General features: G+C 66.1%; 14 protein-coding genes. 8 read left to right on the forward strand and 6 right to left on the reverse strand.

Translation table 11 applies throughout. From position 1 onward, the window contains the following. Positions 1-33 precede the first annotated feature (33 nt). From AC3WT0_RS05815 to AC3WT0_RS05835, 5 genes are all read left to right on the forward strand, one after another. Positions 34-1242: an LL-diaminopimelate aminotransferase gene (locus tag AC3WT0_RS05815; protein ID WP_492752164.1), complete on the forward strand. Its 1209-nt coding sequence runs from the start codon at positions 34-36 to the stop codon at positions 1240-1242. After that, a complete protein-coding gene (locus AC3WT0_RS05820) occupies positions 1239-1484 on the forward strand; it encodes a DUF2061 domain-containing protein (RefSeq protein WP_492752165.1) in 246 nt (81 codons plus the stop codon). The genes AC3WT0_RS05815 and AC3WT0_RS05820 overlap by 4 nt, the downstream gene beginning before the upstream one ends. A 105-nt stretch (positions 1485-1589) precedes the next feature. Beyond that, positions 1590-2531 carry a choice-of-anchor A family protein gene (locus AC3WT0_RS05825; RefSeq protein WP_492752166.1) on the forward strand — a complete coding sequence of 314 codons (942 nt, stop codon included), beginning with the start codon at positions 1590-1592 and terminating at the stop codon, positions 2529-2531. Between the two features lie 55 nt (positions 2532-2586). Then, on the forward strand, positions 2587-3036 hold the full coding sequence (locus tag AC3WT0_RS05830; protein ID WP_492752167.1) for an acyl-CoA thioesterase: 450 nt from the start codon (positions 2587-2589) through the stop codon (positions 3034-3036). Positions 3037-3091: 55 nt separating this feature from the next. Beyond that, positions 3092-3841, forward strand: a complete 750-nt coding sequence (locus AC3WT0_RS05835) for a class I SAM-dependent methyltransferase (RefSeq protein WP_492752168.1) — start codon at positions 3092-3094, stop codon at positions 3839-3841. Between the two features lie 96 nt (positions 3842-3937). Here the strand turns inward: AC3WT0_RS05835 and AC3WT0_RS05840 are convergent, their stop codons facing one another. The 3 genes from AC3WT0_RS05840 to AC3WT0_RS05850 form a co-directional block, all read right to left on the reverse strand. After that, positions 3938-5050 (reverse strand): ATP phosphoribosyltransferase regulatory subunit, encoded by a 1113-nt coding sequence (locus AC3WT0_RS05840; protein ID WP_492752169.1) that lies wholly within the window; start codon positions 5048-5050, stop codon positions 3938-3940. After that, positions 5050-6627 (reverse strand): phosphoglycerate dehydrogenase, encoded by a 1578-nt coding sequence (gene serA / locus AC3WT0_RS05845; protein WP_492752170.1) that lies wholly within the window; start codon positions 6625-6627, stop codon positions 5050-5052. Before serA ends, AC3WT0_RS05840 begins: the two co-directional genes overlap by 1 nt. A 128-nt stretch (positions 6628-6755) precedes the next feature. Further along, positions 6756-7910: a phosphoserine transaminase gene (locus AC3WT0_RS05850; protein WP_492752172.1), complete on the reverse strand. Its 1155-nt coding sequence runs from the start codon at positions 7908-7910 to the stop codon at positions 6756-6758. Positions 7911-8030: 120 nt separating this feature from the next. Between AC3WT0_RS05850 and AC3WT0_RS05855 the strand changes: the two genes are divergently transcribed. From AC3WT0_RS05855 to AC3WT0_RS05865, 3 genes are all read left to right on the forward strand, one after another. Further along, positions 8031-8261, forward strand: coding sequence for a hypothetical protein (locus tag AC3WT0_RS05855; RefSeq protein ID WP_492752173.1), 231 nt, complete (start codon positions 8031-8033; stop codon positions 8259-8261). Between the two features lie 76 nt (positions 8262-8337). Continuing rightward, the gene (locus tag AC3WT0_RS05860; RefSeq protein WP_492752201.1) at positions 8338-9009 is read left to right on the forward strand and encodes an extensin-like domain-containing protein; all 672 of its coding nucleotides are present in this window, start codon (positions 8338-8340) and stop codon (positions 9007-9009) included. A gap of 44 nt (positions 9010-9053) precedes the next feature. Next, complete coding sequence (locus AC3WT0_RS05865) at positions 9054-9920, forward strand: LOG family protein (RefSeq protein WP_492752174.1); 867 nt, start codon at positions 9054-9056, stop codon at positions 9918-9920. 229 nt (positions 9921-10149) lie between these two features. Here AC3WT0_RS05865 and fabI read toward each other — a convergent pair whose 3' ends face one another. The 3 genes from fabI to AC3WT0_RS05880 are packed head-to-tail and all read right to left on the reverse strand — an operon-like array spanning position 10150 to position 12844. Beyond that, positions 10150-10941 carry an enoyl-ACP reductase FabI gene (gene fabI / locus AC3WT0_RS05870; RefSeq protein WP_492752203.1) on the reverse strand — a complete coding sequence of 264 codons (792 nt, stop codon included), beginning with the start codon at positions 10939-10941 and terminating at the stop codon, positions 10150-10152. Positions 10942-10949: 8 nt separating this feature from the next. Continuing rightward, positions 10950-11903 carry a YihY/virulence factor BrkB family protein gene (locus tag AC3WT0_RS05875; protein WP_492752175.1) on the reverse strand — a complete coding sequence of 318 codons (954 nt, stop codon included), beginning with the start codon at positions 11901-11903 and terminating at the stop codon, positions 10950-10952. Positions 11904-11908: 5 nt separating this feature from the next. Beyond that, positions 11909-12844, reverse strand: a complete 936-nt coding sequence (locus AC3WT0_RS05880; protein ID WP_492752176.1) for a DnaJ C-terminal domain-containing protein — start codon at positions 12842-12844, stop codon at positions 11909-11911. Between the last annotated feature and the right edge of the window lie 56 nt (positions 12845-12900).

A 12900-nucleotide genomic window follows, 5' to 3' on the forward strand; every position in this document is an offset into this window, starting at 1 on the left:
AACCGGCTTCATTCCCTCCAACGGACCGGAGCCATGACCGAAGAGTTTTACCGCATTCGCCGCCTGCCCCCCTATGTCATCGCCGAAGTGAACGCGATGCGGGCAGCAGCGCGCGCGCGCGGTGACGACATCATCGATCTGGGCATGGGCAATCCGGACCTGCCGCCGCCGCCGCACGTGATCGACAAATTGTGCGAAGTGGCGCGCAACCCCGACGCGCACGGCTATTCGGCGTCGAAGGGCATTCCCGGCCTGCGGAAGGCGCAGGCCAACTATTATCAGCGCCGCTTCGGCGTCGAGCTCGACGCCGACAGCGAAGTCGTCGTGACGCTGGGATCGAAGGAAGGCCTCGCCAACCTCGCGCAGGCGATCACGGCGCCGGGCGACGTGGTTCTGGCGCCCAACCCCAGCTACCCGATCCACACCTTCGGCTTCATCATCGCCGGCGCGACGATCCGTTCGGTGCCGACCACGCCCGACGAGCGCTATTTCGAAAGCCTCGAGCGCGCGGTGAAGTTCACCGTGCCCAAGCCGTCGGTGCTGGTGATGGGCTATCCGTCCAACCCGACCGCCGAAGTCGTCGACCTCGCCTTTTACGAGCGCGTCGTCGCCTTCGCCAAGGAGCATGGGCTGTGGGTGCTGTCCGACCTCGCCTATTCGGAAATCTATTTCGACGACCATCCGACGCCGTCGATCCTGCAGGTGCCGGGGGCGAAGGACGTGGCGGTGGAGTTCACCTCCATGTCCAAGACCTACAGCATGGCGGGCTGGCGCATGGGTTTCGCGGTCGGCAACAAGACGCTGATCGCAGCGCTGACGCGGGTGAAATCCTATCTCGACTATGGCGCCTTCACGCCGATCCAGGCGGCGGCGGTGGCGGCGATCAACGGGCCGCAGGACATCGTCGAGCAGAATCGTCAGCTCTACAAGCGCCGGCGCGACGTGCTGGTCGAAAGCTTCGCGCGCGCCGGGTGGGACATTCCGCCGCCGCGCGCGTCGATGTTCGCCTGGGCGCCGCTGCCGCCCGCGCTCGCGCATCTGGGCAGCCTCGAATTCACCAAGCAGTTGCTGACCCATGCCGGTGTCGCGGTGGCGCCGGGCGTCGGCTATGGCGAGGACGGCGAAGGCTTTGTCCGCATCGCGATGGTCGAGAATGAACAGCGCATCAGGCAGGCAGCGCGCAACGTGCGCAAATATCTGCAAAGCATGGGGGTCAACACGCCCGCGCAGGGCGCTGCTTGATCGTCGACCGCATTATCAAGGGTGTCGAGAGCCACCCCCGATCGTTCGTCAAGGCCGTGACCTGGCGGATGATGGGGAGCATCGACACCTTCATGCTCAGCTATCTCTTCACGCGCAACGTGAAGGCGGCGGGCGCGATCGCGTCGACCGAGATCATCACCAAGATCGGTCTATACTATGTGCATGAGCGGCTCTGGTCGCTGAGCGGCTGGGGCCACAGGCGCGGGCGCGACGGGGAGTAGACGGCCGCTGTCAAAAATGGTTAATGAAACGAAAGTAATAACAGGCGCGCGTTTCGCCGGGTTATGGGCGTTCATTCTCTCCTCTCGAGTCGATCGGACCCGTGCATGATGACATTCGACAGCCTCTTTCGCCGCGCGCGCATGGCAGCCTTCGGCGCCGCCGCGCTGGTGAGCGCCGGCGCTGCGAGCGCGACGGTCGCGACTGACTATAACGTCTTCATCTTCAACAACCTGTCCGAAACCAATTCGGAAGTGAACGGCGCTGCCGCCGCGGGCGGCAACGTGACCTTCACCAATTCGAGCGTCGGCGTCTCGCTGCCCAGCGGCTACAGCGCCGCCTCGCTGGTCGCCGGCGGCAACCTGACCTACACCAACGGTCAGGTGTTCAACGGCAATGTCCGCGTCGTCGGCAGCTACAGCACCACCGGGTTCAACGTGCTCAACGGCTCACTGAGCACCGGCGCGAGCCCGGTCAATTTCGGCACCGAGGCGATCCGCCTGAGCAACATCTCGACCGCGCTGGCGTCGATGGCCGCCAACGGCAGCGTCAGCACCCCCTGGGGCGGCGCGCTGAGCTTCACCGGCAGCAGCAGCGGCGTCAACGTCTTCAACATCACCACCGCCCAGCTTTCGGCGTCCAACCAGTTCCTTGTGAACATCCCGACCGGTTCGGTCGCGCTGTTCAACGTCACCGGCGGCAGCGCTTCGGTCAACTGGTCGAGCTTCAACCTGGGCGGATCGAGCGCCGCGGACCTGCTGTTCAACTTCGCCGGCGCCGGATCGCTCGCGATCAACGGCAGCTGGTCGGGCAGCATCCTCGCCCCGCTCGCCAGCGTCACGGCCAATTATGGCGCGTTCAACGGCCAGCTCTTCGCCAGCAACCTGACGAGCACGACCGAGTTCTACAATGTGAAGTTCAAGGGCGACCTGCTCGATCCGTCTTCGCCGGGCGTGCCCGAGCCGGCGACTTGGGCAATGCTGATCACCGGCTTCGGCCTTGCCGGCGTCGCCATCCGTCGCCGCACGCGGATCAGCGTCGCCGCCTGACGGGCCATTCGTCAGGAGACTTGCGCGGTCGGCGGCGATCGGCCATCGCCCGCGCATGGCCCGTTCCGACTTCGCATTCTCGACTCCGCTGCGCGTGCGCTGGGCGGAGATCGACGCCCAGAACATCGTCTTCAACGCCCGCTATCTCGACTATGCCGACATAGCGGTGACCGAATATTGGGAAGCGGTCGATGCCCATGCCGGGCAGGACAAGCCGCTGGAATTCAACGTCGCACGATCGACGATCAACTATCGCAAGCCGATCCGCTCGCGCGAGAATCTCGACCTCTTCATCCGCGTGGCGCGCTTCGGCACCGCGAGCATGACGCACATGATCGAAATCCACGGCGCGGATTCGGGCGGGGAGGATCTGCGCGCCGAGATCGAGCTGATCTATGTCCATGTCGACCTTTCGACCGGGGCGTCGCAGCCCATCCCCGACTGGTTCAAGGAACGCTTCATCCGCTTCGACGAGCGCGCGGCGCGGATCGACGAGCGCGCTTGATCCCCAGCGCCGTGCGGGCATGCTCGCGCCACGCAAGAATGGGAGGATCATCGCCATGAGGATGTTGTTCGCAGCCGCGCTGGCGGCAACCGCGCTCGCCACGCCCGCCTTCGCAAAGCCCGCCGACTATGCGCCCGCCGTCACGGCACCGGGGCGCGCGGCAGAGGATGTGGCGCTCGATGCGGGGCGCAAGCCGGCCGAAGTGCTCGATTTCCTAGGGCTGAAGAAAGGCATGACCGCGCTCGACGCGATGGCGGGCGAGGGCTATTATTCTGAGATCATGGCCCGCTTCGTCGGCGCGAAGGGCAAGGTTATCGCCTGGGTGCCGCGCCAGTTCTTCGACGAGAAGACCAAGGCACGGCTGGAAGCGATCCAGTCGCGCAGCGGCAATGTCGCGATCGACGACCAGCCGTTCGAGAGCTTCGCCGCCCGGCCGAACAGCCTCGACTTCGTCCTCTATCATCTCGCCTATCACGACCTTTACTGGTCGAGCGAGAAGTACAGGATTCCGCAGATCGACCCGGCGGATTCGCTCAAGATGCTGTTCGCGGCGGTGAAGCCCGGCGGGATCGTGGGCGTCGTCGACCATGTCGGCCCGGCGGGCGATACGCGGGCGGTGGTGGACAAGCTCCACCGCATCGACCCCGAGGTGGTGAAGGCCGACTTCAAGCGCGCCGGTTTCGCGCTGGTCGGCGAAAGCCCGCTGCTCCGCGTCGCCGGGGACGATCACAGCAAGCTGGTGTTCGATCCCACGGTGCGCGGCAAGACGGACCGCTTCATCCTCAAGTTCAGAAAGCCGCAATAGCGGTCGGACATACCCCGTCATTGCGAGCGCAGCGAAGCAATCCAGTCCATTGACAGGCCTCCCTGGATTGCTTCGCTGCGCTCGCAATGACGAAGGCTAGAAGCCGATAATCTCGCCACCTTCGAGCCGGTGGGTGCAGCCGAGCGCGGCGGCATCGTCTCCGGCGTCGAGCGCGGCGACCGTCACCCAGCCCTGGCGGCGCAGCGCGGCGGCCTGCGCCGGATCGGTGCCGAGCGGCAGGAACAGCCGGTCGCGCGCCGACGCGCCCGCCAGTCGCTCGACCAGCGGATCGGGATAGAGCGAGAAGCCGATTGCCGGTTCCTCGGCACCGTCGCCGTGCATGATCGTGTATGAACCGCCCCGCCCGATCTCGCCCGCCAGCCCGTCGACGAACAGCGAGAAGCCGAACCAGCTCTGATATTCGAAGCCATGGCGCTCGGTGGGATCGAGCGTGATCGTCGCATGGCCGGCGAGCGGCGCGGCGATCTGGCGAATGGCCTCGATCCGGCTGGCGAGCACGCCGCCGGCATCGATCGCCTCCAGCCGGGCCAATGCGCTTTCGAGCGGGCCGGCAGCATGGATCAACGGCAGATAGGCATCGGCCCCGATCGCGGCGAGGCCGCCCGCATCCTTGGCGTCGAGCAAGGCGCGAACGCGATCGATGCGATCGGTGGGCAGCGGGAACGGCCCCGCCGCCAGCGTGTCGACCAGATCGGGAAGCGTCAGATCGACGGTGATCGCCCCTGCCCCCGCTGCTTCGAGCGCGGCGATGGCGACGGCGACGATCTCGGCAGCGGCGGCAACGGTGTCGCGGCCGATCAGCTCGGCGCCAAGCTGGATCAGCTCGCGTTCGGGAGCGAGCTGGGTGGCGCGCAGCTTGATGACGCTGCCGGCATAGGAAAGGCGCAGCGGCCGCGCGCGATGCGCCATCCGCGTCGCCGCGATGCGGCCGACCTGCGTCGTGATGTCGGGCCGCAGCGCAAGCGTACGCTGCGACACGGGATCGACGAAGCGCAGCAGATCCTGCGCCCGCGCCGATTTCAGCCGCCCGACCAGCGCCTCCTCGAACTCCGCCAGCGGCGGCGAGACGCGTTCATAGCCATAGGCCGCGATCGCATCGAGCGCTGCGCGCTCGACCGCCGCCGCTGCCTCGGCAGCGGGCGGCAGCCGATCGCGAAGCCCCTCGGGCAGAAGGCCGGGCGCGATCATCAGAACTTCAGGGCCTTCACGGTCTTCACGCCGGGCAAGCGGTGAAGCTCCTGCAGCAGGGCTTCGGGCACCGGCGAGTCGACCGAGAGCAGCAGCACCGCCTCTCCGCCCGCGGTACGGCGACCGAGGTGGAAAGTGCCGATGTTCACGCCCGCTTCGCCGAGCGCGGTGCCGAGGCGACCGATGAAGCCCGGCGCGTCGACATTGACGACATAGAGCATGTCGCCGGCCAGATCGGCCTCGACCTTCACGCCGAAAATCTCGACGAGGCGCGGCTGCGCATCGGCAAAGAGCGTGCCGGCGACCGATTTCTCGCCGTCCTCGGTCTTCACCGAGACGCGGACGAGCGTGTGGTAATCGCCCTCGCGGTCATGGCGCACCTCGCGCACGTCGAGCCCGCGTTCCTTGGCGAGGAAGGGCGCGTTGACCATGTTCACCGTGTCCGAATAGACGCCCATCAGGCCGGCGAGCACCGCGCCCGTAATCGGCTTCTGATTGAGTTCGGCGGCGGCGCCTTCGACCTCGATCGCAACGCCCGACAATGCGTCATGCGCCAGCTGCCCGACGAGCGAGCCGAGCTTTTCGGCGAGCGCCATATAGGGCTTGAGCTTGGGCGCTTCCTCGGCCGAGAGCGAGGGAACGTTGAGCGCGTTGGTGATGCCGCCGCTCAGCAGATAGTCCGAAATCTGTTCGGCGACCTGGATCGCGACATTGACCTGCGCCTCGTCGGTCGATGCGCCGAGATGCGGGGTAGAGATGAAATTGGGGGTGCCGAACAGCGGCGAAGCAGTCGCCGGCTCCTCGACGAACACGTCGAGCGCGGCACCTGCGACATGGCCCGAATCGAGCGCGGCCTTGAGCGCCGCCTCGTCGATCAGCCCGCCGCGCGCGCAGTTCACGATGCGCACGCCCTTCTTGGTCTTGGCGAGATTTTCGGCCGAGAGGATGTTGCGCGTCTGATCGGTCAGCGGGGTGTGCAGCGTGATGAAGTCGGCGCGGGCGAGCAGCTCGTCCAGCGTCACTTTCTCCACGCCCATCTCGACCGCGCGTTCGGCGGACAGGAAGGGATCATAGGCGACCACCTTCATGCGCAGGCCGAGCGCACGATCGGCGACGATCGAACCGATATTGCCCGCGCCGATAAGCCCCAGCACCTTGCTGGTCATCTCGACGCCCATGAAGCGGTTCTTTTCCCACTTGCCGGCCTGCGTGGAGGCATCGGCCTCGGGCAACTGGCGGGCGAGCGCGAACATCAGCGCAATCGCATGTTCGGCCGTAGTGATCGAGTTGCCGAACGGCGTGTTCATCACCACGACGCCCTTTGCCGACGCGGCGGGGATGTCGATATTGTCGACGCCGATGCCGGCGCGGCCGACGACCTTCAGATTGGTCGCGGCGGCGATGACATCCTTGGTCGCCTTGGTCGCCGAACGGATGGCGAGCCCGTCATAATCGCCGATGATCGCGATCAGCTCGTCCTTGGTCAGGCCGGGCTTCTCGTCGACCTCGACGCCGCGCTCGCGGAAAATCGCGGCGGCCTTGGGATCCATCTTGTCGGAAATCAGCACCTTGGGCATTTTTCTATCCTTCTCGCCGTCTCCGGTCCCGGCATTCCGCTCTGGGGATTCGGGCCGTCCGGATGCGGTTCAATAATGTTGACGTCTATGGTCGCGGGTCCCCGGCCGGGCGGGGACCGGAGAGAGGTTCAGCCGCGCAGTTCGGACCAGGCCCAGTCGAGCCAGGGGCCGAGCGCCGCAATGTCCGACGCATCGACGGTCGCGCCGCACCAGATGCGCAGGCCCGCCGGGGCATCGCGATAGCCGGCGATGTCGTAGGCTGCGTCCTCGGCCTCGAGCAGCGCCGCGAACTTCTTGATCAAGGCCTCATCGGCGCCCGCGACGGTCAGGCAGACGCTGGTCTTCGAGCGGCTGGCCGGATCGGCGGCGAGATGGCCGAGCCAGTCGCGTTCCGCGACGATCTTGTCGAGCGCTGCGGCATTGGCCTCGCAGCGGGCGAGAAGCCCGGCCGATCCGCCAATGTCCTTCGCCCATTCGAGCGCGAAGATCGCATCCTCGACCGCCAGCATCGACGGCGTGTTGATCGTCTCGCCCTTGAACACGCCTTCGGCCAGCGCGCCCTTCGAGACGAGGCGGAAGACCTTGGGCAGCGGCCATGCGGGGGTGTAGGTTTCGAGACGCTCGACCGCGCGCGGGCCGAGGATCAGGACGCCGTGCCCGCCCTCGCCGCCGAGCACCTTCTGCCAGGAGAAGGTCGCGACATCGATCTTGTCCCACGGCAGGCCGTAGGCGAACACCGCGCTGGTCGCGTCGGCGAAGCTGAGGCCTTCGCGATCGTCCGGAATCCAGTCGCCATCGGGCACGCGCACGCCCGAGGTCGTGCCGTTCCAGGTGAAGAGCACGTCGTGCGACCAGTCGACCGCGCCCAGATCGGGAAGCTGGCCATAGTCGGCGCGGATCACCGTCGGATCGAGCTTCAATTGCTTGGCGGCATCGGTGACCCAACCTTCACCGAAGCTCTCCCAGGCGAGCGTGGTGACGGGACGCGCGCCGAGCATCGTCCACATCGCCATTTCGAAGGCGCCGGTATCCGATCCGGGAACGATGCCGATGCGGTGCGTATCGGGGAGGCGCAGCATCTCGCGCATCAGATCGATGGCGTATTGCAGGCGGCCCTTGCCGAGCTTCGAGCGGTGCGAGCGGCCGAGCGACCCGGTGGCGAGTCGATCGGGCGACCAGCCCGGCGGCTTGGCGCAGGGACCGGACGAGAAATGGGGGCGATGGGGTTTGGTAGCGGGGCGATCGAGGCGCGCGGGCGCACTCGTAGCGTCAGTCACAGTCATGTCAGTCTCTCCTTTCAGAGAGCACGCGCCGCGTTGGGACGGCGTGGCCCGCCGACGGCTTTAGTCGCGCGGCACGCATTGTCAAATGACAATCGGGAATGGCGCAGATACGTTTTGCGCATGGATGCGCTCACACTCTTCGGCCTTTTCGCGGTTTCGGCGATGCTCGTCGCCTATGCGCTGGAAGCGCGATCGCACTGGTGGACGCTGATCTTCGCGGGCGCCTGCGCACTCGGCTCGACCTATGGATTCCTGCAGGGTGCGTGGCCGTTCGGGCTGGTCGAGGCGATCTGGTCGCTGGTCGCGCTGCGCCGCTGGTGGCAGCTCAAAGCGGCTGACGCACAAGGTTAATCGACGAAACGTGCCGATCGGGCGGAGGACGGCTTCGACATTGGCGGCCGTCCCTGCCATCATCGAGGCCGTGGGTATGGGGCGTATCGGACGACCGGCATTTGGCGCGACGATCGTAGCCTCGTTGCTGCTTGCGTCCTGCGCCGGCGACCATGGCCGCAAGCCGCAGCGCCGCCCCACCCCCGAAGCGCAGCGCCCGCCCGGCATCAATGCCGCGCAGACCAAGCAGTGCCTGGCCGGGCTCGACAGGCAGGGCGTACAATATCAGCCGCTGCCGGATCGCGACTTCGGCGGCGGTTGCCTGGCCTATGGATCGGTCAAGCTGCTCGACGTCGGTACGCCGATCACCAATCTGGGCGCGATGACCTGCTCACTGGCGGGCAATTTTTCCGCCTGGGTGCGCTTTGCGGTGGTGCCAGCATCGCGCCAATGGCTGGGCAGCGAAGTGACGCGGGTCGAGACTTTCGGCACCTATGCCTGCCGCAACGTCAACAGCGCGTCGTCGGGCAAGCTGTCCGAACATGCCCATTCGAACGCGGTGGACGTCGCCGCCTTCGTGCTGGCCGACGGGCGGCGCATATCGGTCAAGGCCGATTACCGATCGCCCGACCCGAAGATCCAGGGCTTCTTCAACGCGGTCCACACATCGGCGTGCAAGCGGTTCGAGACGGTGCTCAGCCCCGATTACAACGCGCTCCACGCCGATCATCTCCATCTCGACATGGGGCGCGGCCCCTTCTGCCGCTGATCCGCGTTCTTGAACCGTAACGCAGACGCGCTAATAGAATAGGGATGACAGATACAAGAGTTCCCTCGCGCGTCTTTCCCGATGCGCGCAAGGCGGCCGATGTCGCCGCCAAGCATTCGATCCACACCCCGCAGACCGAAAGCCCCGCCTATCGGCTGGCCTTTCAGGACGATGAGTTCCTGCTGCGCGAGGATCTGCGCCCGGTGCGCTTCCAGCTCGAGCTGCTGAAGCCCGAACTGCTGCTCGACGAAGCGAATATCGCTTCGATGTTCGTCTTCTACGGATCGGCGCGGATTCCGGAGCCCGCCAAGGCGCAGGCGCTGCTCGACGCGGCGACCGACCCCAAGGCGCATGCGATCGCCGAACGGCTGGTCGCCAAGTCAAAATATTACGAAGTCGCGCGCGATCTGGCGCGGCTGGCGAGCGGCTTTCCCCGCGACATGGCGGGCAAGCGCCACTTCGTCGTCTGCTCGGGCGGCGGGCCTTCGATCATGGAAGCCGCCAATCGCGGCGCGAACGACGTCGGCGCGGAGACGGTGGGCCTCAACATCGTGCTGCCGCACGAGCAGGCGCCCAATCCCTATGTCACCCCGGCGCTGAGTTTCCAGTTCCACTATTTCGCGCTGCGCAAGATGCACTTCCTGCTGCGCGCGCGCGCGGTGGCGGTATTCCCCGGCGGCTTCGGCACCTTCGACGAGACGTTCGAGCTGCTGACGCTGATCCAGACCGGCAAGGTCAGCCGCATCCCGATCCTGATGTTCGGGCGCGAATTCTGGGAGCGCGTGATCGATTTCGAGGCGCTGGCCGACGAGGGCGTGATCAACCACCGCGACCTCGACCTCATCACCTGGTGCGAAAGCGCCGAGGAGGCGTGGGACATGGTCACGCATTTCTGGCGCGGCAAGGAATAAGGCGTCCGCGCGCCAGCGTGACGATGACCGTTGTAGGGAATGGCGGGAAACCGCCATTCCCCGTCCGCGAAGTTGACAAAGTTGAGACGCTGGAACGCTGTTCTCAACGTGCGGGCGGCGGCGATGTCAAAGGGCGGCGGGCAATGCTCCGCAGCCATAGATGATCGTCCACCTGTAGGACAGCATGGCCGGAGCGGGGGCAGCCGCGCCGACGGCCCCCTGCCCGCAATCAGACCAGAGCGATGTCCGGCGCGTCCTCGGCCTTCATGCCGATGACGTTGTAGCCGGCATCGACATGATGAATCTCGCCGGTGACGCCCGCCGAGAGGTCCGACAGGAAATAGAGGCCCGAACCGCCGACATCCTCGATCGTCACGGTGCGACGGAGCGGCGCGTTCAGTTCGTTCCACTTCAGGATATAGTTGAAGTCGCCGATGCCGCGCGCGGCGAGCGTCTGGATCGGGCCGGCGGAGATGGCGTTCACGCGGATATTTTCCGGCCCCATGTCGACCGCGAGATATTTGACGCTGGTTTCCAGCGCCGCCTTGGCGACGCCCATGACATTGTAATGGGGGATCACCTTTTCCGCGCCATAATAGGTCAGCGTGAGGATCGACCCGCCCTGGGGCATCATCTCTCGCGCGCGCTTGGCGACTGCGACCAGCGAGTAGGCCGAGACGTTCATCGTCATCAGGAAATTGTCGAGCGTGGTTTCGTAATAGCGCCCGCGCAGCTGGCTCTTGTCCGAAAAGCCGATGGCGTGGACGAGGAAATCGATCGTCGGCCAGCTTTCCCTGAGCGTATCGAACGCCACGTCGAGCGCCGCCATGTCCGACACGTCGCAATCGATGAGCAGATCGGAGCCGAGTTCCTCGGCGAGCGGCTTCACCCGCTTCAAAATCGCATCGCCCTGGTAGCTGAAGGCGAGTTCGGCACCCGCTTCGCGCAGCTTCTTCGCAATGCCCCAGGCGAGGCTCTTGTCATTGGCGAGGCCCATGATCAGGCCCCGCTTTCCCTTCATCAGGCCGTTCACGCTTCTTCTTCCCTTTCCGCGTCAGCCACAGTCCTAGCGTCCTTTAGACCCGGACCGGGCGCTTCCGCCAGCGCTGCGTTGAGTTCCGCGCCCACCACCAGCCCCAGCCCGATCACGTAGAAGAAGAGGAGCGAGACGATGACGCCGGCAAGGCTGCCATAGGTGCGGTTGTACGATCCGAACAGCGCGATGACGACCGGAAGCAGCTCCGTCGTCACCTGCCACCAGACCGCCACCAGCAGCGCGCCGGGCCATTTCGGATAGGCGCGGCTACGATAGCGCACCGGCGTGAGCGAGTAGAAGATGATGTAGAGCGCAATGAACAGCGCGATCGCCGGAACCAGCTTGGTCACGCCCAGCAGGCTCTGCGACTGGGCGGCGATGGGCACCAGCCGGTACATGAACTGTTCCACGCCGGTCAGCAGCACCTGCGCGGTGAAGGCGAACATGGCGAGCAGGACGGAACCGATGATGATCCCGATCGACATCAACCGATATTCGTAGAAGGGCCGGGTGTGCGTGACGCCATAGGCGCGGCGCAGAATCTCGCGGATCGTCTCGATGAAGCTCGCCGTGCTCCACAGGCCGACGAGCGCGCCGAGCCACAGCAGGTTGCCCGAGCGGACGGCGAGCACATCGGCAATGGGCTGGCGCAGCACATCGGCGACGCTGTGCGGCACCGTGCGCAGGAACAGCGTGACGGCCTCGCGCCCTTCTTCCGTCTGCCCGAAGATCTGGGCGACGGCCGCGAGGACGATGAAGAAGGGAAAGAGGGTGAGCAGCGAGAGATAAGCGAGGTTGCCCGCGTGGACGAAGCCTTCGTTGAACAGGCCGACGACGACGCGCTTGACGATTTCCCATGCCTTCAGCGGCGGCGGCAGGCGCCGGGCAGCCGCGCCCAGCGTCTTTCGCCGCGCCTCGGGCGAAAGCGGAGAAACTTCGTCAGCCAAGCCGATCAAACCCCCAGCGCGGCGCGCGGGTTCCCCAGATCCTTGTCCTTGTACGTTTCGGCAAAGGCATGAAGATCGGCGTCGTCCTTCGGCAGATCGACGAGCAGCGTCACGAGCTGCGCCCCGCGCCCCGCCTTGCCGTGGAAACCCTTGTCCTTGAGGCGGAGCGTGCGCCCGGAGGTCGAGCCGGCGGGGATGGTCAGCGTCACCGGCCCGTCGACCGTGGGCACGCGCACCTTGCCGCCCAGCACCGCTTCGGGAAGCGTGATCGGCAGATCGAGGCGGACATCGTCGCCGTCGCGCGTGAAGAAGCGGTGGGGAACGACCTCGATCGTGACGATCGCATCGCCCGCGCCGCCGGGTCCGGGCTCGCCCTTGCCGGCAAGCCGCATCTGCGTGCCATCCTCGACGCCGGCGGGCAGCTTCAGGTCGATCGTCTTGCCGTCGCCCAGCGTGATGCGCTGGTCGCGGCGCGCCGCCGCATCCTCGAACGGCACGCGCAGGCGATAGGCGATGTTCGCGCCCTTGGCCGGGGGCGCCGCGCGACGGCCGAAGCCGCCGGCAAAGCCGCCGCCGCCGCGTCCGCCGAAAATACCTTCGAAGATATCGGTGAAATCGCCGGAGCCGCCGCCCGAAAAATCGAAGCCGCCGCCGCTGTCCGCGCCGGGACGGAAGCCGCCTGCCCCCTGCCCGCGCGCGCCGAAGCCGGCATAGGTCGGGTTGCCGTCGCCATCGATCTCGCCGCGGTCGAACTGGCCGCGCTTGTCCTTGTCGTTCAGCAGATCATAGGCGCCCGTCACCTGGCTAAAACGCTCTGCGGCCTTGGGATTGTCCTTGTTGCGGTCGGGATGAAGCTCCTTGGCGAGCTTGCGATAGGCCTTCTTGATGTCGGCCTCGGTCGCGGTGCGCGCCACCCCCAAAATTGCGTACGGATCAGCCATCGTCTCTCGCTTGCACGTCTTTAGCCTGGATAAAATCGCCCTCAGGCATGAAGATT

This window comes from Sphingomonas sp. EU05-FHT14C10, from assembly GCF_058790595.1.